General features: G+C 70.7%; 17 protein-coding genes. 8 read left to right on the forward strand and 9 right to left on the reverse strand.

Annotated elements, in window-relative coordinates:
* Positions 1–24 precede the first annotated feature (24 nt).
* On the forward strand, positions 25–2,925 hold the full coding sequence (locus ABH920_RS25035) for a BTAD domain-containing putative transcriptional regulator (RefSeq protein ID WP_370351553.1): 2,901 nt from the start codon (positions 25–27) through the stop codon (positions 2,923–2,925).
* Complete coding sequence (paaI, locus tag ABH920_RS25040; RefSeq protein ID WP_370351554.1) at positions 2,922–3,404, forward strand: hydroxyphenylacetyl-CoA thioesterase PaaI; 483 nt, start codon at positions 2,922–2,924, stop codon at positions 3,402–3,404. Before ABH920_RS25035 ends, paaI begins: the two co-directional genes overlap by 4 nt.
* Here the strand turns inward: paaI and ABH920_RS25045 are convergent.
* From ABH920_RS25045 to ABH920_RS25070, 6 genes are read right to left on the reverse strand one after another with little or no spacing between them, the layout of a single operon-like run.
* Complete coding sequence (locus tag ABH920_RS25045; RefSeq protein WP_370351555.1) at positions 3,383–4,768, reverse strand: KamA family radical SAM protein; 1,386 nt, start codon at positions 4,766–4,768, stop codon at positions 3,383–3,385. The genes paaI and ABH920_RS25045 overlap by 22 nt on opposite strands.
* Positions 4,765–6,498, reverse strand: a complete 1,734-nt coding sequence (locus ABH920_RS25050; RefSeq protein WP_370351556.1) for a class I adenylate-forming enzyme family protein — start codon at positions 6,496–6,498, stop codon at positions 4,765–4,767. The genes ABH920_RS25045 and ABH920_RS25050 overlap by 4 nt, the downstream gene beginning before the upstream one ends.
* On the reverse strand, positions 6,495–7,832 hold the full coding sequence (locus ABH920_RS25055; RefSeq protein WP_370351557.1) for a flavin monoamine oxidase family protein: 1,338 nt from the start codon (positions 7,830–7,832) through the stop codon (positions 6,495–6,497). The genes ABH920_RS25050 and ABH920_RS25055 overlap by 4 nt, the downstream gene beginning before the upstream one ends.
* On the reverse strand, positions 7,829–8,056 hold the full coding sequence (locus ABH920_RS25060) for an acyl carrier protein (RefSeq protein WP_370351558.1): 228 nt from the start codon (positions 8,054–8,056) through the stop codon (positions 7,829–7,831). Before ABH920_RS25060 ends, ABH920_RS25055 begins: the two co-directional genes overlap by 4 nt.
* Positions 8,053–9,393 (reverse strand): amino acid adenylation domain-containing protein, encoded by a 1,341-nt coding sequence (locus ABH920_RS25065; protein ID WP_370351559.1) that lies wholly within the window; start codon positions 9,391–9,393, stop codon positions 8,053–8,055. The genes ABH920_RS25060 and ABH920_RS25065 overlap by 4 nt, the downstream gene beginning before the upstream one ends.
* Before the next feature lie 20 nt (positions 9,394–9,413).
* Positions 9,414–10,637, reverse strand: a complete 1,224-nt coding sequence (locus tag ABH920_RS25070) for a hypothetical protein (protein ID WP_370351560.1) — start codon at positions 10,635–10,637, stop codon at positions 9,414–9,416.
* 185 nt (positions 10,638–10,822) lie between these two features.
* Here ABH920_RS25070 and ABH920_RS25075 point away from each other — a divergent pair, with 185 nt between their 5' ends.
* The 5 genes from ABH920_RS25075 to ABH920_RS25095 all read left to right on the forward strand — a co-directional run bounded on the left by ABH920_RS25075 (position 10,823) and on the right by ABH920_RS25095 (position 16,514).
* A complete protein-coding gene (locus ABH920_RS25075; RefSeq protein WP_370351561.1) occupies positions 10,823–11,821 on the forward strand; it encodes a RimK family alpha-L-glutamate ligase in 999 nt (332 codons plus the stop codon).
* Positions 11,822–11,886: 65 nt separating this feature from the next.
* On the forward strand, positions 11,887–13,104 hold the full coding sequence (locus ABH920_RS25080) for a phenylacetate--CoA ligase family protein (RefSeq protein ID WP_370351562.1): 1,218 nt from the start codon (positions 11,887–11,889) through the stop codon (positions 13,102–13,104).
* Positions 13,101–14,387: an MFS transporter gene (locus ABH920_RS25085; protein ID WP_370351563.1), complete on the forward strand. Its 1,287-nt coding sequence runs from the start codon at positions 13,101–13,103 to the stop codon at positions 14,385–14,387. Before ABH920_RS25080 ends, ABH920_RS25085 begins: the two co-directional genes overlap by 4 nt.
* Positions 14,384–15,238 carry an SDR family NAD(P)-dependent oxidoreductase gene (locus tag ABH920_RS25090; protein WP_370351564.1) on the forward strand — a complete coding sequence of 285 codons (855 nt, stop codon included), beginning with the start codon at positions 14,384–14,386 and terminating at the stop codon, positions 15,236–15,238. The genes ABH920_RS25085 and ABH920_RS25090 overlap by 4 nt, the downstream gene beginning before the upstream one ends.
* Positions 15,239–15,257: 19 nt before the next feature.
* A complete protein-coding gene (locus tag ABH920_RS25095) occupies positions 15,258–16,514 on the forward strand; it encodes a phenylacetate--CoA ligase family protein (protein WP_370351565.1) in 1,257 nt (418 codons plus the stop codon).
* 106 nt (positions 16,515–16,620) lie between these two features.
* Here the strand turns inward: ABH920_RS25095 and ABH920_RS25100 are convergent, their stop codons facing one another.
* Both ABH920_RS25100 and ABH920_RS25105 read right to left on the reverse strand, forming a co-directional pair.
* Entirely contained in the window at positions 16,621–18,021 is a 1,401-nt protein-coding gene (locus ABH920_RS25100) for an NF041680 family putative transposase (protein ID WP_370351566.1), read from the reverse strand.
* Between the two features lie 577 nt (positions 18,022–18,598).
* Positions 18,599–19,924, reverse strand: coding sequence for a glycoside hydrolase family 27 protein (locus ABH920_RS25105; RefSeq protein ID WP_370351567.1), 1,326 nt, complete (start codon positions 19,922–19,924; stop codon positions 18,599–18,601).
* Between the two features lie 352 nt (positions 19,925–20,276).
* On the opposite strand from ABH920_RS25105, the gene ABH920_RS25110 reads away from it, so the two are divergent.
* Positions 20,277–24,320 carry a TIM-barrel domain-containing protein gene (locus ABH920_RS25110; protein ID WP_370351568.1) on the forward strand — a complete coding sequence of 1,348 codons (4,044 nt, stop codon included), beginning with the start codon at positions 20,277–20,279 and terminating at the stop codon, positions 24,318–24,320.
* On the opposite strand, the gene ABH920_RS25115 is transcribed toward ABH920_RS25110, so the two are convergent.
* Complete coding sequence (locus ABH920_RS25115) at positions 24,307–25,176, reverse strand: RNA polymerase sigma-70 factor (RefSeq protein ID WP_370351569.1); 870 nt, start codon at positions 25,174–25,176, stop codon at positions 24,307–24,309. The two genes, ABH920_RS25110 and ABH920_RS25115, sit on opposite strands and share 14 nt — an antisense overlap.
* Positions 25,177–25,227 lie beyond the last annotated feature (51 nt).

The following is a 25,227-nucleotide window of genomic DNA, read 5'->3' on the forward strand; positions in this document are numbered from 1 at the left end:
CGGTGCTCTCGGGAGGGTGCTGCTTTGTTGGAGATACGCCTGCTCGGGCCGGTGGAGGCTTGGGCCGGTGGCGACTGTGTGCCGCTCGCGCCACTCGAGCGGGACCTGGTCGCCATCCTGGCGCTGTCCTGTGGGACGGTGCTGTCCACGGACCGGATCATCGACGGACTGTGGGGCGGGCGGCCGCCGGTCGGGCCGCGGTCGCGGGTGCAGGGGCTGGTGTCGACGGTGCGCCGCAAGCTCGGCGGCGCGCTGGTCACACGGCACCCCGGGTATCTGCTCGATCTCCCCAGGGAGGCCAGCGACCTGGGCATGTGCGAGGAGTACGCACGGCGCGCGCGGCGGGCCGAGAACGGGGCGGACAGCGCGCGCTGGCTGCGGCAGGCGCTGGACCTGTGGCGGGGCGCGCCGCTGGACGGGGTCTGGGCGCCCGGCACCGCCGCGGACCGGGTGCGGCTGTCGGAGCTGCGGATCGGCCTGCTGGAGCAGTACTTCGAGGCCGAGCTCGGGCTGGGCCGGCACGCCGAGGTGGTCGGCGACCTGGCCGCCGCGGTGTCGGCCGATCCGCTGCGCGAGCGGCTGGTCATCCAGTTCATGACCGCGCTGTACCGGTGCAACCGGCAGGCCGACGCCATCCGGGCCTATCAGGTCGTGCGGGAGCGGCTGTCCGACGAGCTCGGCGCGGATCCGTGCCCGGAGTTGCGCGAGCTGCATATGCGGATCCTGCGAGGGGAGCGGGACGAGCGCGGCCGGCTCGGCGAGCGCGACGAGAGCGATGCGCGGAACGAGCGGACCGAGCGGACCGAGTGGACCGAGCGGAACGAGCGCGGCCACAGCGAAGCGCGCACAGAACAGCCCCCGATCACCCCGACCACCCCGATCAGCCCGATCACCCCGAGCGACGCCGAGCTCCTGGCCGCCTTCCTTCCCCGTCCCCGCACATCGGAGACGCCTGCGATCTCCGAGCGTCCGGCGATCCCGGAGGCGCCGAAGACCTCGGAGCCGATTCAGGAGCACCAGCCCGCGCAGATGCCCGCCGGCGCCGGCCACTTCTTCGGCCGCGAAGCAGATTTGGCAACACTCACCGCCGCGCTGCCCGGACCGGACGACGAGCCGCAGATCCTGGTGGTCTCCGGCGCCGGCGGCCTGGGCAAGACGGCGCTGGTCGTGCGCTGGGCGCACAGCGTCGCGCGCCGCTTCCCGGACGGCCAGATCTTCATCCGCCTCGGCGGTGCGAGTCAGAGCGCGGGTCAGGGTGCCGACTCCACCGAGATCCCCTCCGCGGGCTCCGTCCTCGGCACGATCCTGCTGGCCCTCGGCGTCGGCGCCGACCGGCTCCCGGTCAGCGCCGAGGAGCGGGCCGCGACGTATCGGACGCTGGCGCACGGCAAGCGGATCCTGATCGTGGCCGACGACGTCCAGACGGCCGGCCAGCTGCTGCCGCTGGTCCCGCCGACGCCCGGGAGCCTGCTGGTCGCCACCTCCCGCACCCGGCTGACGGCGCTGGCCATCCAGCACGCGGTGCGCACCCTGACGGTCGAGCCGCTGGCCCCGGCGGCCGCCTCGCAGCTGATGCGCGCGATCGTCGGCGCGGACCGGCTCAGCGGCGAGGGCGCGCAGGAGGTGGTCCGGCTGTGCGGCGGCTGGCCGCTGGCGATCCGGATCGCCGGGGCGACCCTGGCGTCCCGGTCGCGGCAGTCGCTGGCCTCCTTCGCCGACGAGCTGGCCGAAGGCGTGGACGTGCTGTCGGTGGCCGACGACGCGCGCACCGTGCGCGCCGCGCTGGCCGAGGCGCACGCCGGACTCGACCCGGCCGCGATGCGGCTGTTCGGCCAGCTCGGCCTGCTGCCCGGGGCGTCGGCCTGCCTGCACTTGGCGGCGGCGGTGGCCGGCGTCTCGGCGGTGCGCGCCCGGCAGCTGCTCGACCAGCTGATCTCGGCCAACCTGGTGGTGGAGACGGGCTCGGACCGCTACTGGTTCCATGACATGGTCCTGCGATACGCCCGGCAGTGCGGGGCGACGCTCCCGGACCGGGAGGTGGTCCAGGGCCGGATCGTCCGCTGGTACCTGCAGGCGTACGAGGCCTGCGCGAACCTGGTGGCGCCGGAGCGGGACTGGCCCGCCTCCACCGGCCCGGACGACTGGCTGCCGTTCCGCGGCGACGACCCGTCCGGGTTCCTGCGGGCCGAGGCCCCGAGCCTGCCGGCGGTGGCGCGCTGGGTCGTCGACACCGGCGACGGGGAGTCGGCCTGGCGGCTCGCGGCCGCGGCCTACGCCTCCGACCCGGCCGTCCCGGCGCAGGTGTGCGCGGTCGGACTGGAGGCGGCGGTGTCCCTGGGCGATTCGCGGGTCCTGGGCGAGGCGCACGCGCAGCTCGGCACCGCCCTGCTGGCCGATCCGCTGCAGTGGGGCCAGGCCGACATCCACCTGGCCCGGGCCACCGAGCTGCTCGCCTCCGACTCCGGAGGGCTCGCCTGTACCGCGGCCTTCGGTCTGGGCGCGCTGCGGGCCCGGCAGTCCCGGCTCAGGGAGGCCGGTGCCGCGCTGGAGCGCGCGCTGCGGACCCTGTCCTCGGGCCGCGAGCCGTTGGCGTACGCGATCGTCCTGCTCGGCTACGCCGACGTGCTGGTGCGCAGCGGAGCCGAGGAGCGCGGCCGCGAGCGGTTCGCGCAGGCGCTGATCCTGTGCGAGGTGGCCCTCGGCGGCGGTTTCGACCAAGGCAGGGTCCTGCTCGACCGGCCGTTCAACGACGGGCTGCTGGCGGCCGAGCTGAGCCGCGCGCTGGAGTCGCTGCGGCCGGCCGTCCCGGACCGGGTCCTGGCCGGGACCCTGATCAGGCTCGGGCTCAGGCTGCGGTTATGGGCCGCGGAACTGGTCGAGGTCGATCGCAACGCCGAGACGGTGCGGCTGGACTCACGAATATGACGGCTCAGACTGCTCAGACTGCTCAGCGGAATCCGACAGGAGACGACGTGGTACTCGCGCACGCCGAGGCGATGCACGCCAAGGACCTGACCTGCAAGGCGCTCGGCATCGCGCTGGAGGCGGTCGAACCGGGCCGGGCCGTGCTCACCATGCAGGTCGCCGGCGACATGGTGAATTGCCACGGCATCGGACACGGCGGCTACGTGTTCCTCCTTGCCGACTCGGCGTTCGCCTACGCGTGCAACTCCTACGGCCCGGTGACCGTCGCGCAGACCGCGCAGGTGACGTTCCTGCTGCCGGTCCGGCCCGGCGACCTGCTGGCCGCCGAGGCCGTGGAGCGGTCCCGGCAGGGGCGCACCGGGCTCTACGACGTGACCGTCACCCGGCGGGACGACGGCGCTGTGGTCGCGGAGTTCCGCGGCCACAGCGTCACGCTGAGCGGAAACCCGTTCGCCGCTCAGCCGGCGCCGGCGCCATAGCGCTCCGACCACCAGCGCCGGCCGGCTTCCGGGAGCGAGTGGATCGGGTCGTAGTAGACGCCGCCTTGTTCAGCGGCGTCGTCGTCGATCCGGTACTTCTTGTCCCACCGGGACACGCCGAGCTCGCGGTCGTACTCGCCGACCATGTGCACCCAGCGCTTGCCGACGAACGGCACGTCGCACACGATCCTCGGCGTGGCGTACCCGGGCAGCCACCCCATGATCGCGTCCTGAAGCTCCTGGGCGCAGGCCACGGAGACCCGCCAGTGCTCCGCGTTGGGGATCATGTCGCACATGTAGAAGTAGTACGGCAGGATGTTCGCCTCGTCCTGCAACGCGAAGCACAGATCCAGCAGCTCCGTGCCGGTCGCGTTCACCCCGCGCATCAGCACTCCCTGATTGCGCACGTCCCGCACCCCGGCGTCGAGCAGCGCCCGCGCCGCCGCCGCGACCAGCGGCGTCACCGACGCCGCGTGGTTGGCGTGGGTGTGCACGGCGAGGTTGACCGACCGGGAGGCCGCGACGCCCGCCACCCGAGCCACGCCGGCCAGCACCTCCGGCTGGAGCCAGTGCTGCGGCAGGCCGACCACCGCCTTGGTGGCCAGCCGGATGTCCCGGACCGACTCCACCTCCAGCAGCCGGAACAGGAACGACTCCAGCCGGGGCCACGGCACGTTCGCGACGTCGCCGCCGGAGACCACCACGTCCCGCACGCTCGGCGTGCGCTTGAGGTAGTCCAGCATCGCCTCCTGACGGTCCGCCGACCGCAGCGCCAGCCTGGTCTTCGCCACCTGCGGGGTGGACGTGCCGACCAGGTCCATGCGGGTGCAGTGCCCGCAGTACTGCGGACAGGTGGACACCAGCTCGGCCAGCGCCTTGGTCGGGTAGCGGCGGGTCAGGCCCTCCACCACCCACATGTCCGCCTCGTGCAGCGAGTCGCGCTCGGCGTGCGGGTGGCTCGGCCAGTCCGGGTCCCGGTCCGAAGCCACCGGCAGCAGGTAGCGCCGGACCGGGTCGGCCAGGAACGACTCGTCGTCCGGCGGCGCGCCGGGGACCATCGTGTTCAGCATCTGCGGCGGGATCAGCATCGCCATCGTCGCGTACCGGGTCTGGTCGGCGGCCAGGTCGGCGTAGAACCGGTCGGTGAGCAGATCACCGAGGACGGCCCGCAGCTGCCCGGCGTTCTTGACGCTGTTCGCCCGCTGCCACGTGGCGCTGTGCCACTCGGCCTCGGTCACCTCGCGCCAGCCGGGGAGCCGCCGCCAGTCCGGTTCGGCTAACGCGGACCGGACGTAGCGGTAGCCCTGGTCGCCGGATTCGACGGCCGTCACGGAGGCCGTGTTCATCGGGGAGTCAGTGCTCATCGGGAAGGCTGTGCGCTGAACAGGGTGGCGAACCGGGTTCGCAGCTCCCGCTTGAGCACCTTGCCGGTGGGGCCGAGCGGGTAGTCCCGCGGGTCGCGCGCGATGCGCACCGCGGCGAGTTCCGTCAGCCCCGCCCCGGCGAGCGCCTTGTTCGCGGTCTCCAGCAACGTCTCCTCGGTCACGTCCGCGGCGCCGGCCTGGAGCCGGACCATCGCGGCCGGGACCTGGCCGTGGCCCGACGGGGCCGGCACGCCGAACACCGAGCAGTCCTGGACCAGCTCGTCGCAGTCGGCCAGCAGGATCTCCTCGATCGGGAGGGTGTATGCCGGTCCTGAGACGGTGTCGATGACGTCGACCGTGCGGTCGAGGTGGTAGAAGTTGCCCTCGGCGTCCTTGCGGGCGACGTCGCCGGTGAGCCAGTACCCGTTGAGCAGGAACGACCTTGTCAGGGCGTCGTTGTTCCAGTAGCCCGGGGTCAGCGACGGCGACTGGATGGCGAGCAGCCCGACCGTCCCGTCCGGCACCTCCTCGCCGTCGAGGTCCAGCACCGCCGCCCGGGTCACGGTCTCCAGCTTCTTGCCGACGCAGCGGTCGTTGCGCGGCACCTCCGGGGTCCAGACCTGGCCGAAGTTCGCCATGCCCATTTCGGAGGAGCCGAGGCCGTCGACGTACTGCGAGCCGGGCAGCGCCCCCTCGGCGGCCGCCTCCGCGGGTAGCAGCCAGGGCTTGATCAGGCCGGCCGGGCGCTCGCCGAGCGTGATCAGCCTCCTGATGTGCCCGTAGTGCGCGCTGTCGCCGGTGTTGAACCAGGAGTGCACTTTCGCCGCGCCCTTCACCGGCAGCTCGCCGGTGGCCAGCTCGACGAACGTGCGCGGGAAGGAGGCGATCATCGTGGGTTGGAAGGCCTCCATCACCGGCTCGACGCCCTCGCGGGTCCAGCTGCCCATCACGACGGTGGGCAGGCCGAGCAGGGTCGCGGTGAGGAAGTAGCTCAGGCCGCCGGCGTGGGTGTGCGGCATCAGCGACATGAGCTTGTCGTAGGGCTCGGCCGGGAAGCGGGTCATCCGGGGCTGCTTGCCGTCCCAGAACTGGCGGTGCGCCAGGATCGTCGACTTCGGTGTGCCGGTGGTGCCCGAGGAGTGGATCAGGGCCACGACGTCGTCGTGCTCGTGCTGGTACGGATACTGGTCCGGCAGCGCGGCGGGCCCGGCGTCGAAAGCCTGGACCTCTGCGGCCAGTGCCAGGAACCCCGGCCGGCGCTGCGGGTCCTTGCGGTAGGCGGCGGCCAGGCCGGTGGTGTCGAAGGCCACGACGCCGACCACGCCGACGTGGTCCAGGTAGCGGACCATGATGTCCGGGCGCATCGCGTCGTTGATCATCGCCGGGATGGCGCCGAGCGCGGACAGCGCCAGGAAGTGGATGATCGGCTCCAGGCCCTCCGGCACGACGATGCCGACCGGGTCGCCGGGACGCACGCCGTTGGCGTGGTACCACTTGGCGTAGCGGTCGCGCAGCGCCGCCAGGTCGGTGAGGCTGTGGCCGCGCAGGACCACCCGGCCGCGGTGGTCGGTGCTGTGGCTGAAGGCGAACGGCACGTCGCGGTTCGGGTTCGCCGCCAGGGCGTAGTCCAGGAAGTTGCCGGCGCCCAGATCGGGCTCGGTCATGAACTGCTCGCGAACCGCCATCGGGGCGATGGGGCTCGGCGCTGCGGCGGTGTTTTCGTCGCTCATCGCGACCTCCTGGAGGGCGTTTCCGGTGTGTGGGAAAGGATTTCGGTGGCAGCCCGATGGCCGGAGCGGATCGCGCCCTCCATCAGGCCGAAGAACTCGGTGCTGGTCTCGGTGCCGGCCCAGTGGATGCGGCCGTGGGGAACGGTGAGGGTGGGGCCGAGAGACATCCAGTCGCCGGGTCCGAACAGGGCGGCGTAGCAGCCGCGGCTGTAGGGCTCGGTGACCCAGTCGGTGAGGTGGAAGCCGATGGGCTCGGGCAGGAACGGGAACAGGCGCGCCGCCTGTGCGACGGCGGATTCCCGCTGTTCCGACATCGGAAGCGCGGCATAGCGATGCGCTTCGGCGCCGGTGACGAAGCCGGTCAGGACGCCGACGGGGGAGTCGGACGGCGAGTCGTCCACGGTGGACAGCAGCGGGCCGTTCGCGTTGACCGACCAGCCGGACAGTCCGTGCTCGCGCCAGATCGGCGCGGGGTAGACGAGGTGCACCTTCACCGCGCAGCCCGGCGCGGTGTGCGCGGTGGCACGCGGGGCGGTCAGGGCGGGCTCGAAGTCGATCGCGTCGGCGAGGACCGGAGGGACGGCGACGATGACGGCATCGGCATGGTGTTCGCCGCCGGAGCTGGAAACCGTGACGCCGGTGTCGTCAGCGTGGATCCGGTGGACGGGTTCGCCATACCGGACGTCGAGATCGACGGCCATGCGCTCGCACAACTGGTGTGCGCCGCCATCGACGCGGTCCTGCTGAGCGCCGCCCTCGAACGCGTTGAGATAGCGGAGACCGCCGCCGGAGCGCAGGTAGAAGGCCATGTGCAGAACGCTGATATCGGCGGGATCCGCGGCCATCATCTCGCCGAGGAACAGCGGGAAGAAACGCCGGGCGTCCGGGTGTCGCAGATTCCTGTCGACCCACTGCGCCACGGTTGTCCCGTCGAGCTCGGCGGCGTCCGGGGTGAGCCAGGGTGCGTCGGGCCGGATCTGTGCGGTGAGGTCGGACAGCAGGTCGAAGAGCTCGCCGAGCGCGACCGCGTTCAAAGGCGGGAAGCGGCCCGGCCTTGTCTCCGTGGTGCCGAGCTCGAACCGGCTGTCCCCGACCATCCCGGTGGGGCAGGTCTTCAGGTCCAGCGCGGCGAGCAACCCGTTCAGCTCCGTGTGGCGGTCGCCGAGATACGCCGCGCCGGCGTCGACCCACGCGCCCGGCGCGACCTCGATGCCGTGAGTGCGTCCGCCGACCCGGTCGCGCGCCTCCAGCACGGTGACGTCGACTCCGGCGTCGGCCAGGCGTCGGGCGGCGGTCAGGCCGGCGAGCCCCGCACCGATGATCAGGACCCTCATACCCGCTCCGCGCTCTCGGCGACGCGCTTGGCCAGCGCACCGGGCGTGGCGGCGAGCAGGAAGTCGTCGAACGTCAGCTCGACACCGGTGGCGCGCGCCACCGCGCTCAGCACGCGGGTGCCGAGCAGGGAGTCGCCGCCGAGGTCGAAGAAGTCGCTGTCCGGGGTCACGTCCGGGGTCTCCAACACTCGCCGGAAGATCTCAAGCGTGTCGTCGACGGTCATCGCGGGTTCTCCTTCGGTGCGTAGCGCCGGTGCGTGCCCGCCCGGTCGACTTTCCCGCTCGCGGTGTGCACGAGTTCGGGGACGAACGTGATGCGGCTGGGGACCAGGTGCGCGGGCACCCGCTGCCGCAGCCAGCCGAGCAGGTCGGCGGTGCCTTCGAGCCCTGAGTCGGGCGCGGCGACGTAGCCCACCAAGGCGGTTCGGCCCGCGAGCGTCACACCGGTCACCGCCGCGGCGGCCACGGCAGGGTGCCGCGCCAGGTGCGCCTCGACCTCGCCGGGATCGACCCGCACACCGCGGATCTTCACCTGGTGGTCGATGCGGCCCTCGTGGAAGACCACGCCGTCGTCGCGCCGGCTGACGCGGTCGCCGGTGCGGAACCAGCGGCCGTCCGCGCGCTCGACGAAGCGTTCGGCGGTGGCCTCGGGGCGACCGAGGTAGCCGGAAGCCAGCGCGGGACCACCTACGAGCAGTTCGCCGGTGTCCTCGATCAGCTCCCTGACATGAGGCAGCGCCCGGCCGATCGGCACCCGCTCGGTCATCGACGCGTCGAGGTCCACGGCATGCGTGATCATCGTGGTCTCGGTGCAGCCGTACGTGTTGAGCAGCCGGACCGCCTCGGTGTCCAGCCGGTGCCAGTCGGCCAGCCGGGCCGGCGCCGCGGCCTCGCCGCCGATCACCACCAGCCGCAGACAGTCCGGCAGTGAAGCATCGTCCTCGACCAGATGCCGGACCAGCTCGTGCCAGAACGCGGTCGGCAGATCCAGGACACTGATTCGCCGCTCGTCCACCATCCGCAGGAAGCGGCGGAACGAACCGGTGTGCGCCTCGTCGTCGAAGACGAGCGCCGCGCCGACGGTGAGCGTCGGCAGGATCTCCTCGAAGCAGGTGTCCCAGTTCAAAGACGCGAACTGCAGGACGCGGTCGTCCGGCGTCAGCTCGAACAACTCGACGAGCGCGGCGACTGTGACGCCGACCGCCTTACCGGGAGTCAGCACCGGCTTCGGTTCGCCGGTCGACCCGGAGGTGAACAGCACATAGGCCGGACCGGCCACCGGCTGGCCCTGAGCCGCCGCGTACATGGCCTCGACGCGTTCCGCAGGGAACGACGGATCGATCGGCATATACGCACCGCCCGCCGCGAACACGCCGAGCAGGCCGATCACCGTGTCCGGCGAGCGCGTCGTCGGGACGCCGACCACGCCGGGATCGGATCCCAGGGCCTGCGCCTTCGCGTGGACCAGCGCATTGAGATCCGCGTAGCTGAGCGAATCGCCGTTGTGCACGATCGCCGGCCGGTCCGGATGCGCACGCACCGCATCGCCGAAAGCCTTCATCAGATTCAGATTCACGCCAGTCACGAGTGCCGCCGCATCACGAGATCGGCGGCCCGACCGGTCCGCTCGTTGCTGATCACGCTGTCCGCCAACCGCACCGCCAGCGCGTCCGGGTCGTTCCGGAACGCCGTGCAGGCCCGCCCGATCGCCGAGGCGAGGATGTGCGCGCGCACCCGCGCGGCCAGATCCCCGGCCGCGTCGCGCGACGGCACCACCAGCACCTCGGCGGTCGCGCCCCGGGCGGCGTGCTCGGTGATCACCATCTGCACCCGCGACACCCCGGGCTGCCCGGCGACGTCCGCGACCAGACCGTCCACGTCGAGCAGCAGGCCGCGGAACTTCACCTCGCCCATCCGCCGGCCCAGGACCCGCAGTGCGGGCCCGGCCTGGCCGCAGGGGCAGGACACCCACTGCCCGGCGTCGCCGGTCCGGAAACGCAGCACCGGGTTGAGGCCGTGCGGCTTGAGCGAGGTGACGTCGAGCATCTGGTCCCGTCCGACGTGCACCAGCTGCGAGGGCAGCGGATGCCAGATGTCGGCGGCGCACTCGGGCGTGTTCGTACCGATCACCAGGGTCTCGGCGCCGCCGAACAGACCCCAGCGCTGCGCGTCCGGCGCCACGTACGCCAGGTCGTCGTCGATCGCCGGATCCCACTCCTCGCCGAGCCAGATGATGCTGCGCAGCGTGGGCAGCTTCAGGCCGAGCTCCCGGGCCCGGGCGAAGATCGGCCGCAGCGCGCCGGGGGCGCCGCCGAAGGAGGTGACGTCGCGGTCGGCGCAGAACTCCAGCCAGTAGCCGATCTCGCTCTGCTCGACCGCGCCGAGCCCGAGCACCGTGCAGCCGGCCAGGTCGGCGTAGACGCCCATGAGATAGTGCGCGTCCCACAGCCGGCCCGCGGCCCAGCCGTTGACGAAGACGTCGGCCGGCCCCAGCGGCTTCCAGCGCTCGTACACCTCGTTCATGTACAGGCCGGTCGGCGCGTATCCGAGCTCTGGCAGACCGGTGCCGCAGTCCCGCTGGAACGACCACGTCGCGCCGGAGCGCGCCTTCGGCTTGAGATGCGCCAGCGCGACGCTCAGCTCGTCCCGGCCGGTGACCGGGACGTGGATCAGGTCTTCGAGGCTGTCCAGCGAGACGACGTCGCAGTAGCGGTCGGCCAGCGCCGGGACGGAGCGCAGCCTGGCCAGGGTGGAGCGCACGGTGTCGAGTGCGTCGGGCTCCGTGGAGGGGAACTCGGGCAACATAGGCGGCATACCCCGATCTGGCTGCGGACGAGGACTGCGTCGAGCGTTCCAACCCGCGCTTCAAGAGCGCTTCAGATCCGCTCGACGCCGGGCCGCGCGCGCCGGGCGGCGGTCACAGCGGATTTGCAGCGGATCTGCAGCCGATCCGGGGCGGTCTCGGAGCGCCGGTTGGAACGCTCGACCCCATGACCGCCTCCACGCTGCGCCGCATGTGCTGGGTGTTCCCGGACCGGGAGTCCACCCGGGGACAGGCCTTCTGGCAACCGTTCTTCTGGGACCTGTACGCGGAGGCCGCCGAAGCGCTGGGCATGACCTGGACCAGGCACTCTCCCGACGCGGTGACCGTGGACGCCACGGTCCGCGGCGCGCCCCGGGTCTACGTGGACGACCAGCTGGTGACCCCGCAGGACACGCTGTTCATCACGGCCCTGTACTCGCTGCCGTATCAGTCAGCTGACATCTTCAACCAGTACGCGCTCTACGCGGTGCTCGAGCAGTGCGGCTTCTACCTGCCGTTCCCGGCCTGGACCTCGATGATCGGCAACGACAAGCTGGCCACCGTCCTGTACCTGGACGGCTCCCCGATCCCGCCGATCCCGACCATCCGCGTCGGCTCCGGCCGGGACATCGGCAAGCACCTGTACGAGGTGGTCCTGCCGAACGTGAGCTTCCCGGCCATCGTCAAGCCGACCGGCTGGTGCGGCGGGGGCGGTATCAACCTGGCCCGCGACTCCGAGGATCTCAGGGGCCTGGCGAGCCTGGCCCAGGGCGGCGACACCACGCTGGTGGTCCAGCCCTACCTCGGCGAGGGCACCGTCGACTACCGGGTCTACGTCATCGGTGGCAAGCCGTACGCCATGGCCAAGCGGACCCCCGAGGCCGGCTCACTGGTGGCCAACGCCAGCCGGGCCGGGAAGACGGAGATGTTCGCCACCGTCCCGGACGAGCTCGCGGAGGCGGCGGCTTACTTCGCCGAGAAGCTCCCGATCCCCTTCTTCTGCGTCGACTTCCTGCACGACGGGGAGCGGTACTGGTTCTCCGAGCTGGAGCTGGACGGAGTCATCCTGCCCGACGGCGCGGCCGACGACGACCGCTCGATCCAAAAGGACGTCGCCCGCGCGCGGTTCGCCGCGTACCGCGACGCCCACGCCGCGTGGCTGGAAGAATCGGGGGCGGCGCGATGACCGGGTCCTTTTCTCAGTCCACAGCCTTTTCGCAAGGCCCTGAGGCGGCCGAGCCCCGGCTGGCCGTGGCCCAGCATTCGCTCGACCGGCTGAAGACGGTGCCCGCGCTGGCCGCGCGCTACGACGGCCACGACAAGATCCTCGCCCTCGACGCCATCGCCGCGGTTCCGCCGCTGGTCAAGGACGATCTCAACGTGGCCCTGGCGCATCTGGAGCCCAAGGCCGACGTCGGCGCCACCTGGCTGTTCCAGAGCGGCGGCAGCACCGGCGCGCCGAAGGTCGGCTACGCGCCGACCGGCTTCTACATGGCCGGAGTCCATGCCCAGTGGGCCCCGCTGGATCGCGACGACGTGTTCGTCAACGCCTGGGGCGCGGGCCGTATGTGGGGCGCGCACTTCCTCGCCGCGGCTCTGGCCGACCTGTGCGGTTGCCAGGTGATCGCGGTCGGTTCGGTGACCGCCGACGAGTACGTCGACTGGCTGGCGTTCTTCGCCGCGCGCAAGGTGACCGCGATCGGCGGCACGCCGAGCGTGCTGCGGCTGTGGTTCGCGAACGCGCGGGCCGCCGGCATCACGCTTCCGGCGCTGCGCAAGGTGCTGTGGCTCGGCGAGGCGTGGCAGCCGCAGCTGGAGGCGGACATGGCGGCGGTCGCGCCGGAAGCGCGACGTTGGGGCATGTTCGGCAGCACCGAGACCTGGGTCGTCGGGACGAACACCCCGGACTGCCCGGACGACACGTTCCATGTGCTGCCGGAGCAGCTGGTGCACGTCGGCGACGACGAACTGCTCGACTTCACGACGTTGAACCCTGAGATGCTGAATCCGGTACTGCGGTACCAGACCGGCGACGCGGGGGAGATCGTGGCGTGTCCGTGCGGGCGGCCGGGCGGCGCGATGCGGGTGTTGGGGCGCCGGGACAGCGTGGTGCAGGTGCGGGGTCTCGGGTTGCATGTCGACGACATCGTGGCGCAGGCCGAGCGGCAGCCCGGGGTGTCCCGCGCGCAGGTCGTGATCACCGAGAACCACGGCCGGGCGCTGAGCGTCGAGGTGCTGGTGCTCGCCAGTGCCGACGCCGGTGCTGATGCCGATTCCACCGCCGCATCCATCACCGGGTCTTCCGTCGACACCGAGCAGCTGCGTAAGGACCTGCTGGCCTCGACCTTCACCCTGAGCACCGCGTTCCAGCACGACCCGGGCAACTTCCGGGTAACCGTCACCGATGCCCTGATCAGCAACGACCGGACCGGCAAGACCTCGAACTTCGTGGTCCGGGAGCAGGCGTGAGCAGGCGGTCGCCGGCGAGTCTGGGGCGCGGGTTCAACCTGTTCTGGACCGGCCAGACGGTGAGCATGGCCGGCGACAAAGTCACGGTGTTCGTCGTGCCGGCCCTGATGATCTTCGCGCTGCACGCCAGTGCCCTGCAGGTCGGCATCGTCTCCATGGCGCAGTACCTGGGCATCCCGCTGGTCGGGCCGGTGGCCGGGGTGCTGGTCGACCGCTGGGACAAGCGTCGCACGATGCTGACGTGCGACCTGGTCCGACTGGCCGCGGTGGCGGTGATCCCGATCGCGTACTGGCGGCACTTCCTGTCGACGCCGCTGCTGTTCTGCTGCGTCGCGGTAGTGAGTGGCGCGACGATCTTCTTCAACATCGGCTACCTGGTGGCGGTGCCGGCCGTGGTCGCCGAGGACGACGTGGTCAGCGCCTACTCCCGGCTGGAGGGCAGCGGCTCGGTGACCGACGTGGCCGGGCCGTCGATCGCGGCCGGCCTCTACAGCGCCCTCGGCGTCGGCGCGCTGTTCGTCGACGCCGCCAGCTACCTGATCTCCGCCGCCTCCTTCCGCTTCATGCAGCCCTGGGGCACCAAGACGGTCACTGCCGGCTCGATCCGGCAGCGTCTGACGCTCGGCTTCCGGCTCAACTGGGCCGATCCGGTGCTGCGGCGCGTGGTCCTGGCGGCGGTGACGCTCAACGCCGGCGGCCCGGTCTTCGTCACGGTGCTGCCGATCCTCGCCTACCGCGGCCTGCACCTGTCGACCGGCGCCTTCGGCGCGGCGATGTCGATTGCTGCCGTCGGTGCGCTGATCGGCGCGCTCGTCGCGCCGAAGATCGCCGCACGCTTCGGCCTGGGTCGCACCTTCGCCTGGTCGCTGCTGGCGCACAACCTCATCGGGCTCGGGATTCTTGCCGCGCCGGCGTTGCCGCCCACTGCGGTGATCGCGGTGACCATGGCCGGCTACGGGTTCTGTATGTCGTGTATCAACGTGTGCAGCGCCCCGACGCGGCAGTCGCGGATGACGGCCGAGAATCAGGGCGTCATGCACGCCGCGTACCGGGTCTTCACCTGGGGCGTGATCCCATTGGCCGCGCTGGTCGGTGGTTTGGGTGTCAGCCTGCTGACCGGATCGCTCGGGGTGCTGGACGCCTCTCGGGTGATGATGGCCGGCGGCACCTTGCTAGCCGCTTTCTCGTTCCTGTCGGCGATCCGCATCCAGCCCTTGCTGGACGCCGCAGAGGCAGAACGCGCGGTTGAGTCCGGTGCCGAGCTGGCGGGAAGCGCCTCATGACCGACCGAACGGTGCTGATCACCGGGACGTCCTCGGGCATCGGTTTGGCAACAGCCCTCGCCTGCGCACGTGACGGCTTCACGACCGTCGCCACCATGCGTGATCTGGGGCGGGCCGACGCGCTGTTGTCCGCCGCGCGGGACGCCGGGGTCGAGGTGGACCTCCGACAGCTCGACGTCACCGACCCTGATTCCGTCCAGGACTGCATGACCGACGTGGAAGCGGCCTACGGCCGGCTCGACGCCCTGGTCAACAACGCCGGGGTCGCCAGCTCCGATCCCACGATGGAGATGTCCACGATGGCCGCGCTGCGTGCCACCATGGAAGTGAACTTCTTCGGAGTGATCGCCGTCAGCCGCTTGGCCATGCCGCTGCTCCGGGCCTCGCGGGGCCGCCTGGTGACGGTTGGCAGCGTCCATGGCGTGGTCGGGCAGCCGTTCAACGAGTCCTACTGTGCGGCGAAGTCCGCCGTCGAGGGCTTCATGGAGGCTTTGGCGCCGGTTGCCGCGGCTCATGGCGTGACGGTCTCGCTTGTGGTGCCCGGTTTCGTGCCGGACACGTCCTTCGGCATCTTCCCCGACGCCGACCGCTCGACGATCCAGGCCGCCTCGGGCGTGTACGCGTCCACTTTCGCCGACTACATCGGCTGGATCTCGGCGCAGGGATGGGAAACCGCGGCTCAGCCGTCCGCCGAGGTGGCCGAGGTCATCCTCCGAACTCTGACCGAGGACGATCCCGCCTTCCGGATTCCCACCAGCCAGTGGGCCCAGGACTACATCGCCCCCAAGCTGGCCGACCGGAACGGCTCGGTCATCCAGTCGCTGGCCCGTACCTGGATCGGCCTTCAGTAGCTTTTGTAAGGAGATTGCGATGCCTCAGAAATCGTTGCAGGAACTGGTCGACTTCGCCCGGAAGCACTCGCCGTTCTACGCGGAGGCGTACAAGGACGTCCCGGCCACGATCTCGCACATCACCCAGCTCCCGGTCGTCGACCAGGCCGCCTTCTGGGCAGCGAACCGGTGGCCGGAGAACACTCTGCTGACCGGGCCACTCACCGACGCTGGCGTCTACAAGACCGGCGGGACCACCGGGGCTCCGAAGTTCTCGCCCTGGACGCGCGGCGAGCACGCCGACGCGGTGACGGCGTTCGGCGCCGGGATGGTGCGGGCCGGGCTGAAGCCGGGACACCGCGTGGCGAACCTGATGGCCTCCGGCGAGCTCTACAGCGGGATGCTGTTCATGGAGCACGGACTGCACGCCTCGCCGGTGGAGAACGTGCGCTTCCCGGTCGGCTCCGCCACGCCCGACGAGGCGATCGCCGAGCTGATCGCCAACTTCCAGATCCAGGTACTGGTCGGCGAGCCGATGAAGCTGAGCGCCGTCGCCGAGTGCGTGCTCAAGCGCGGCCAGGACGCCGACTCGGTGGAGCTGGTCCTGTTCGCCGGCGACCTGATGTTCGACGACCTCCGGCCGATCCTCGCGCGCGCCTTCCCGAAGGCGACAGTGAACTCGATCGGCCTGGCCTCCGTCGACGCCGGCCTGGTCGCCGCCCCGGTCCCAGGCCCCGACGTCCGCGTACACGAGGAGTTCGCAAACCGCACCCTGGTCGAGATCGTCGACGACGAGACCGGCGAACCCATCACCGCCGCAGGCACCCCAGGCCGCCTCCTGGTCACCAACCTCTTCAGAACCCTGATGCCCATCATCCGCTACCCGGTCGGCGACCGCGCCGAATGGGCCGACCCCGACCGCCGCCACTTCCGCCTCGTCGGCCGCTCCATCGAAGGCGCCCGCGTCGGCACAATAGCGATGCCAACCGAAGACGTCCGCGCAGCCCTGATAGCGGCCGACCCCGACCACTTCATGACCGGCATGCAAATGATCCAGCGCCGCTGGGACGGCCGCGACGGCCTGATCCTCCGCCTCGGCTACACCGAGCAACCCCCACCGGACCTGACCCAGCGCCTCCTCGACGCGGTCCACGCCGCCCGCCCCGACTACCCGATCTACGCAGCAGACGGCGTGATCCACGAACTCGCCATCGAGTGGGTCCCCCGGGGCGAGCTGGTCACGAACCCCCGGACCGGCAAGCTGCGCCAAGTGCTGGACGAGCGGCCTCCGGCGTGAGGGCGGGTGCGGTTGGTCTGTGGGGGACAGGCGACTTTTACGGCTTCGCCTTAGCTTCGTATTTAACGTCGGGTTCGTTCTTGAGGGGGCTTGACGTCGGACTTCTTCATGGCGGGGTGTTTCGGGGCTGGTGCTGAGCGGCTGCCTTGAGGGCGTCCCGGGCCGGGCCGGGCCGGGAGGGTTTCGGGTAGCTGGCCGGTGTTCCGGTTCGGTGGAGCAGGTGCCCGAAACCCTGTCGGACTCTGCCCGGTGTCATCCGGGCTGTCGTTTGGGGGCGTTGCCAGGGCAGTCGGTGGTCGGCGACCAACGGCCGCGCGAGTCGCAACTGCGTGAGCGCCAGGACCACCAGCCAGGTCCACCGGTCGGCTTGTTCGGGGGTCCGGAGCTTGGGTGTCGTCCAACCCAGCGACTGCTTGGCGAACCGCAGCGTGTGCTCGATGTCGAATCGTCGAAGGTAGGTCCGCCACCACCGGTCCAGATCCAGGTCGTCGTCATCGGCGGCATGCCACAGCCACAGGGTTTTCGGTTCCCGGTCACGGCGTCCCGGCAGCCGGCCGACCTGGACGCGGACCACGGTGCCCTCCACGATCGTCATCGCCTCGCCGGGGTCGCGGTAGGTGTCCTGCTTGGGATGCATTCCGCGCCAGGCCGTGACCTGCACGCTGCCATAGACCGGGTCCAAGACGGCGTGTTCGGCGTCCGGGGCGTGCCAGGTTGCCGGGTCGGCCAAGGCGAACCGATCCCCATGCCGGCGCGGACGCCCACGACCGGTCCCGGGTCCCGGCCGGCCGAAGAACACCCGGTTGGACTTGACCCGGACCAGGACCTGCGCGCCGGATCCGGCCAGACCGACGGTCAGCTGCACCGGGTCGTAGCCGCCGTCGAACGCGAACAGCGGCGCCGGCGTCGAGGGTTCGAGCCGGTCCAGCCTAGGCAGCAGGGCCTTGATTTGAGCCACGGCCACCGTGTTGGCGTTGTCGCCGACCTGGACCCGCACCACGTCCAGCGGCGCGGTCCAGGAATCCGGATCCTGCGAGAGCCCGGCCAGCCAGGAGAAGCACCAGCCGGCCACGATCGGCTGCCCGGCCGAGTGCCGGGACGGGTGGTGGTAGAACCCCCGGCCCGGGGAGCACTCGGCGTCACAGCGGGCCCAGGTCGAGCAGTCCACCGCGAAATCCGGCCGCCACGTCGCCGGGCGATGCCCGGCCAGCACGTCACGCAGCTGCCTGTCATCAATGGCGCCCCGGGCCAGCGCGGCATAGCCGCTGCCGTGCCCGCGCATCGCCAAAGCCGCCAGCGACAGATGCGCTATCCCGTCCACGGCCACCGGCTGACACAGCCCGTCGACCAGCTCCCACAGCGCATCACTCCACCGGGTGAAACTGTCGAAAGCCTCACCACGGAACCGGCGAAGTTCACCCTGGCACGAGCCGTCCCTCTGCGGTTGGCTGACAACAGCGGCCATCGCGACCTCCAGGAGAGTTGCTACCTCTTCCTTGAAGATCACGCGATGGCCGCTCCCTGTCACTCCCCACCACGAGTGACAAAACCGTCCACAACGTTAAACGCGAAGCTTAGGCGAAGCCGTAAAATTGCCTGTAAACCACAGACCAACCGCACACCCGCCAACGCACCGCCGTCAAGCAGTACCGCGCCTGCCATCAGCACCCACATCGAGCAGGACCGCCGAGCCTCGCCAAGCAACCTCCCGCGTCCGTGCTGTCTGCCCTGTCTGTCCCGTCGCCACCGCCCCCCGTCCGCGGCGCCAGCCCGATGAAGACCAGACCGAGCACCATGTACCCCCTCCCCGCAGTGCCCGTGATCGGCGCGTACGACTCACCGGTCGTCGGGGCCGAGACCGGCTCGATCAGGTCGTCATGCCCCTCGCGCACCGGCACCGTCAGCACATCCGCGCCGGCCGGCGGTACCACGACGTGGCCGTGGCCGCGTCCGCCATCTGCGCTCACCACCTCGACCGGCGACCTGGGCCAGGGGGCCGCCGCTTGCGCCAAAAGGCAGCAGCACAAGCGATGAAACAACCGCAGCGCCCGTGATCTGCAAGCCTCGCAGAGCTCTGCCACGCATCACCCGACTCCCCTGACGTCGAGCAGCATCGAGGCATGCGGCGCGAGCGTCGCGGTGAAGCCGCCGATCTTCCGACCGATATTCGTGTGCTGCCACAGATCCCGCACCATGGCCGCGCTCCCGGCCGGCAGCCCCAGATCACTCCAGTTCGCGGTGACGGACGACGCCGTATCCCCGAGGTTGAACAGCGCGACCGTGAAGTCGTGCCCGCCCCGCCCGGCGTTCCGCGTGAACCACACCTGCTGTGGCGTCGCCTGTGACACCGGATGCGCGGGCCGACCCGCCTGGTCCACGGCGATGACGTCGCGGTTGGTGATCAGCGGCAGATCCGCCGGATCGAGCTTGGTCAGGTCCACGCCGAGCAGCAACGGCGCCGACTCGATCGACCACAGTGTCGCCATGGTCTGTTTCTCATCGGCGGTGAGCCCGTCCAGCGTCCCGCCGCCGACCTCCAGTGAGTCGAGGTCGTTCCAGTGTCCGGGCCCTGCGAAGGGCACCCACTTCGGCGCGTCGGTGAACCGCTTGAGCACCTGCCCCCAGTTGGTGAGCTGGCCTGGGCACCTGCTGTAGCACTCGATGTCGGATTCGATCCGCCAGCCGTTGCTGTCCCGCGCCCAGGTCGCGGCGTCCGCGAAGTTGAGCGAGTTGGACAGCTCCAGATGGAGGGGACGGCCCGTCTTCGCGATCGCCGCGTGCCAGGCCGCCATGTCCGGCCGGTCGTCGGCCTGGACCCGGCCGCCGCCGGGGCCGACGAAGTCCATCTTGAGGTAGTCCACGCCCCACGACGCGAGCAGGTCCGCCTGCGACTGCACGTACGCTGCCGCGCCCGGCTTGCTGAAGTCGATCCGCGCCGCGCCCTGTCCCGCCGTGTTGCCCGGCACCGAGGTGTCGGCGATGTCTGATATGTGGTACGGCGTCCCGAGGATCGGGGAGTTCGCTGCCACCGCCTCGGCGGGGATGCCCGGCGTGAGGTAGATGCCGAGTTTGAGCCCGAGCCGGTGCACGTACGCCGCCACCGCCGAGATCCCGCCGGGGAAGCGAGTCGGATCCCAGGTCTGGCGACCGTACTCGTCGACCCCGCTGAACCACCCGGCGTCGATGTTCACATACTGGTATCCGTAGCGCTGCAACGAGGCGTGCATCGCGTCGGCCTGCGCCTCGATGATCGACGCGCTGATGTGCTCCCGCAGCGAGCTCCAGCTGCTCCACCCCATCGGCGGCGCGAGGAGATCGCCCTGGCCGCGATTCACCGGGAACCCCGCAGCGGAGGACGCGACCATCACGCCGACCATCATGAGGGCCCTGATCTTCGTATACGCCAACATGTCGCCTCCGCCTCATTCCGGCGCGCCGCTCGGCTGCGCGAGTCTGAGATCCGGTCTAGAGAGCCGACTCCCGCCAGTCAATAGACATCAGCGCAATCTCCTTAACGAAATGTTTTCGACAGGTCGCAAAACACTGCAATACCTGTCCAATCGACTCGCGATCTTGCGGATTCATCCGACACGGACATCGGAGGTATCGGTCGGCACCTACCGGTGGGGCCCGACCTGATCCGGGGTTCCGTCGACGGTTCGACAAAATATCGGTCTTTTGCTGAAGGATTGACAAAAATGGGAGGGCTCTCGATGCTGATCGCGCTGCCTCCCATCCCTGGATCGCCAGGAAGGTCACCCGGTGAATCGTCAAGGAAGATCATCCCGGCTGTGGCGGCCGGTCGCCGCCCTGTGCACGACGACGCTCGCGGTCACGGCGCTCACCCTGGCCGCCCCGGCGTCGCAGGCCTCTTCCACAGCTTCCAAGGTCTCTTCCACGACTGCCGCCGCGACGACGGACACCTCACCGGTGAACCTGTCGACGCCGGTCGACAAGGCTGCCGCCGTCGCGGCCCGCCGGGCGACCGTGACGTCCGGCGACGCCCGGTTCGAAGTGCTCACCGACGGCGTGATCCGGATGGAGTACTCGCCGAGCGGCACGTTCCTCGACGATCCGAGCTTCGACGTGCTCTATCGCAACCTCCCGGTGCCGCGTTTCCATGCCGACACGCGCCAGGGCTGGCTGACTCTGAGCACTGACACGATGGTCCTGCGCTACAAGGTCGGCTCCGGGCCGTTCAGCACGGCCAACACGCAAGTCCGGCTGTCGCGCGCATCCGCGAACGGCACCACGGCCGCGACCCCGACGTGGACCGGAGAGTGCACCTTCGGCCAGGTCTGCCAGTCCGGTGCGGCCGCCGAGTCCGGCGCGGCGACGATCGCGCGCGCCGATCACACCGGCTACGTCAGCAGCGCCGGCTTCATCAGCGGATACGGCACCGCCGGCGCGGGCGCCGCGTGGCAGGTGCTGGGCGCTCCGGCCGGGGCCGCGCAAGTCACCGTCCGGTACAGCAACGGCAACAGCGCCTCCCGCACGATGAGCCTCGTGGTCGACGGCGCCACCACCCAGCTGACGCTGCCGGCCACACCGTCGTGGAACGACTGGTCGACCGTCACCGTTCCGGCGACCCTGACCGCCGCCCCCGGCACCGGCAGCACCCCTGGCAGCGGCACCGCCCCGGGCAGCGGCACCGCCCCTGGCAGCGGCACCGCCCCCGGCAGCCGCCCCGCCCCCGGCACCGCCACCGCCCCCGCCCCGGGCACCAGCACCGTCGCAGTGAACTGCGGCACCGCCGACAGCTGCAACATCAACATCGACGACATCGCCGTCACCGCACCGGGCACCACCGCGCAGCCGTTCACCCCGGCCGACCCGCTCGGCGGCTCCATCCGCTCCTACGACTCGGCGAACGGCACCTACGCCCTGGGCACCACCTGCGCCAGCGGCCAGAGCGACGCCACCTGCACCGCCGCGATCCCGTCCGAGGCCCCGGGCCTGCTGGACCGCTCCGGCTGGTACCTGCTGGACGACACCCGGTCGGACGTCTGGGCCGCGAACGGCTGGATCGCGCCGCGTCCCGCCAACGGCGACGTCGAGGACGGCTACCTGTTCGGCTACGGCACGGACTACAAGACCGCCCTCGCCGATCTGGCGAAGCTCACCGGCCCGACCCCGATGCTCCCGGAGAACCTGTTCGGCAACTGGTTCTCCCGCTACTACCCCTACGCGTCCACCGACTATCAGAACACGATCCTGCCCACGGCCAAGGCGAACGGCGTCTCGCTCGACGCGCTGTCGGTGGACACGGACTGGAAGGCCCCGAACCAGTGGGACGGCTGGGAGTTCAACCCCTCGCTGTTCGCGGATCCGGCCGGGTTCCTGTCCTGGGCCAAGTCCCAGAACCTGTTGACCGCGTTCAACATCCACGCCAGCGTGAACACCGCAGACCCCGAATACGCCGAGGCGCAGAGCATCGCCGGCAACACCCTGACACCGGGCAGCTGTTTCGCACCGGGGACCTGCGACGGCTTCGACTGGAGCAACGTCGCGCAGGCCGAGGCGTACTTCGCGCTCTCGCAGCCGATCCAGAACGCCGGCGCGGGGTTCACCTGGCTGGACTGGTGCTGTGACGGCAGCTCCGTCTCCTCTCCCGGCGTCACGCCCGACAGCTGGATCAACCACCTGTACGCGCAGCAGATGCTGAACACCGGCCAGCGCGGCTTCGTGCTCTCCCGGCTCGGCGCCTCGTACCAGAAGGACCAGGCCGGCGCGTACGACACCGGCGCGTGGGCCGACCACACCTCGACGCTGGCGTTCACCGGTGACACCTGGGGCACCTGGAACACCCTCGCCTCCGAGGCGCAGCTGGCCCAGGACGAGGGCAGCATCGGCCAGTCGTACGTCAGCGACGACATCGGCAGCTTCCTGGGCACGCCGTCGCGGGCCAAGAACGATCCGAACGACCTCTACCTGCGTTGGCTCGGCCTCGGCGCCTTCCAGCCGATCATGCGGCTGCACTCGGACATCAGCCAGAACTCGCGGCTGCCCTGGGAGTACGACGCCCCGACCGCGGCGGCCGGCGACAAGTACCTCCAGCTGCGCGAGTCGCTGGTGCCCTACACCTACACCCTGTCGCACCAGGCGAACACGACCGGCCTGCCGATGGCCAAGGCGCTCTACCTGGACTACCCCGACCAGGCGGCGGCCTACACGAACCCCGGCGAGTACCTGTTCGGCGACGACATGCTCGTCGCGCCGGTCACCACGCCCGGCCAGGTCGCCAAGACCACCGTGTGGTTCCCGCCGGGCCGCTGGACCGACTACTTCACCGGCGCCACGTTCACCGGACCGTCGTCGCAGACCCTTGAGGTTCCCCTCGACCGCGAGCCGGTGTTCGTCAAGGCCGGCGGGATCGTGCCGCTGCAACCGTCGACCGGTCAGGCACAGACCGCGAACTCGGCGCCGCTGACGCTGAAGGTCTACGCCGGGGCGGACGGTAGCTTCTCGCTCTACCAGGACGCGGGCACCGGCCTGGGCTACACCAAGGGCCAGAGCACGACCACCCGAATCAGCACCCGGACTCACGGCGACGTGGCGACGGTGACCATCGGGGCGGCCGACGGCAGTTACCCGGGCGCGCCCACGACGCGCGGCTATACCGTCGACCTGGCCGGCGTTTCCCAGCCGCAATCAGTACTCGTCGACGGCAGGCCGCTGGCCGCGTCGCAGTGGTCTTATGACGGCGTCTCGCACACGATCGCCGTGGCGCTGCCGAAGTCCTCGGTCCGGCACAGCGTCACGGTCACGGAAATCGGAGGCCACACGGTCCAGGCGGCCGAGCCCGCGGCCGTGAACGTCGCCCTCACCTCCGCCGACATCACCTTCTCGGCCGGTGTGCCGACGACGGTGACCGCGGTGACGACCAACGAGGGCCCCGGATCCGTGTCGGACGCGCAGGCCACGCTGAGCGTGCCGAGCGGCTGGACCGTCACCCCCTCGGGCAGCCAGTCCCTCGGCTCGCTGTCGAACGCGACGACGACCACGTGGACGGTGACCGCGCCGACGCACCTCCAGAACGGGACCGTCGAGGCGGTCGTTGCAAAGGTGGACTACACGGACGCCGGGAGCGGCCAGGCCGAGACCGCGTCCGCCACGGTGGATCGCGCGCCGGGCCCGGTCACCGTCACCTTCCGCACCAAGGCCCCCGCCGGCACGCCGTCCGACGCGTTGCTCCACATCGTCGGAGCCGTCTCGCAACTCGGCGGCTGGGACCCCGGCAAGGTCCCGATGACCAACGAGGGCAACGGGATTTGGCAGGCCACGATCACCGTGACCGACGGTACCGACTTGCAGTACAAGTTCACCCGCGGCAACTGGAACACCGTCGAGAACTGGGGCAGCATCACCGGCGTCACCAACCGGGACGTCGTGGTGAACGGCGGCACCACCGGGACGATGCTCGTCGACGACACCGCGACGGACTGGTCGGATCCATCGGTGCCGGACAGCCAGAAGGCACCCGAGTACTGGCGCGATCCGCTTGTTGTCTCGACCACGCCGAGCAGCGGGGCGTCAGGGGCCGCGCCCTCGGCCGTGTCCGTCGCGTTCGCGCAGGACATCACGCCCACCGGCAGCGACTACTCCGGGTCGGTCGCGGTAACCGACAATGGGACCGCCGTGGCCGGAACGACGGCCAAGACCGCGTCCGGAGTCCTGACCTGGACGCCGTCCGCCGCATTGCCGGCGGGGACGTATGCGGTGACCGTGGCGAACGTGGCCAGCGCGAACCCCGGCGACAACATGCCGATACAGGAGCCGTACAAGTTCAGCTTCACAGTGAGCTGAGTCGCAGCTTCTCGGGGTTGACCATCCACAGGATCTGCTCGATGCCCTCGGCCGACGCGGTGATCCCGAGCAGGCCGTACACGGCGCCGCCGCTGGAAAGGACGGCGCAGGTCTGCCCGTTCACGTTCGCCCATCGCACGTCGACGTCGTCCCAGAACCACGACATCGCCGCGAGGAACCGGGCCACCGCCACCGCGCCCACCACCGGCCGGCGGGAGACCTGGTAGCGGCCGTTGCCGTCGGCCAGGCTGGTGACGCCGGTCGCGAAAAGCTGCTCCAGTGCCGCCATCTCGCCGGAGCGGGCCGCCGCGATGAACTTGGTCAGCAGGTCGCGTTGTGCGCTTGTTGAAGCCGGGGCGCGGCGTTCGCCCGCCATGTGCTTTCGCGCGCGGCTGACCAGCTGGCGGACGGCGGCGTCGGTGGATCGCAGGATGTCGGCGATCTCAGGATACGAATAGTCGAACGCTTCCCGCAGGACGTAGGCGGCGCGCTCGTTGGGGGTGAGCTTCTCCATCAGCAGCAGGGCCGCGAGTCGCAGCGCCTCGCCGCGCTCGGCGCCCAGGTACGGGTCCGCGCTGGTGTCGACCGGTTCGGGCAGCCACGGGCCGATGTAGGTCTCGCGCCGGGACCGTGCCGACTGGAGCTCGTTGATGGCCAGGCGGGTCGTGGCGGTCGCCAGGAACGCGGCGGGGTCGCGGACCGCGTCCCGGTCGCAGGTCTGCCACCGCAGCCAGGTCTCCTGCACCACGTCCTCGGCCTCGGTGGCGCTGCCGAGCATGCGGTACGCGATGCCGAACAGGCGGGGCCGCACGGTGGTGAAGACCGCTGCCGCCTGGTCCAGGTCGGAATCCGTCACTTCGTACCTGTCCGATTCTGTCCGGGTCGCGTCACGGCTGTTCCGGGTGTG

This window comes from Catenulispora sp. EB89, assembly GCF_041261445.1.
Taxonomy (GTDB): domain Bacteria; phylum Actinomycetota; class Actinomycetes; order Streptomycetales; family Catenulisporaceae; genus Catenulispora.

Coding starts and splice junctions, on each gene's coding strand:
- paaI (WP_370351554.1), top strand. CDS start 2,922: ATGACGGCTCAGACTGCTCAGACTGCTCAGCGGAATCCGACAGGAGAC.
- ABH920_RS25045 (WP_370351555.1), bottom strand. CDS start 4,768: ATGAGCACTGACTCCCCGATGAACACGGCCTCCGTGACGGCCGTCGAA.
- ABH920_RS25050 (WP_370351556.1), bottom strand. CDS start 6,498: ATGAGCGACGAAAACACCGCCGCAGCGCCGAGCCCCATCGCCCCGATG.
- ABH920_RS25055 (WP_370351557.1), bottom strand. CDS start 7,832: ATGAGGGTCCTGATCATCGGTGCGGGGCTCGCCGGCCTGACCGCCGCC.
- ABH920_RS25060 (WP_370351558.1), bottom strand. CDS start 8,056: ATGACCGTCGACGACACGCTTGAGATCTTCCGGCGAGTGTTGGAGACC.
- ABH920_RS25065 (WP_370351559.1), bottom strand. CDS start 9,393: ATGAAGGCTTTCGGCGATGCGGTGCGTGCGCATCCGGACCGGCCGGCG.
- ABH920_RS25070 (WP_370351560.1), bottom strand. CDS start 10,637: ATGTTGCCCGAGTTCCCCTCCACGGAGCCCGACGCACTCGACACCGTG.
- ABH920_RS25075 (WP_370351561.1), top strand. CDS start 10,823: ATGACCGCCTCCACGCTGCGCCGCATGTGCTGGGTGTTCCCGGACCGG.
- ABH920_RS25090 (WP_370351564.1), top strand. CDS start 14,384: ATGACCGACCGAACGGTGCTGATCACCGGGACGTCCTCGGGCATCGGT.
- ABH920_RS25095 (WP_370351565.1), top strand. CDS start 15,258: ATGCCTCAGAAATCGTTGCAGGAACTGGTCGACTTCGCCCGGAAGCAC.
- ABH920_RS25105 (WP_370351567.1), bottom strand. CDS start 19,924: ATGTTGGCGTATACGAAGATCAGGGCCCTCATGATGGTCGGCGTGATG.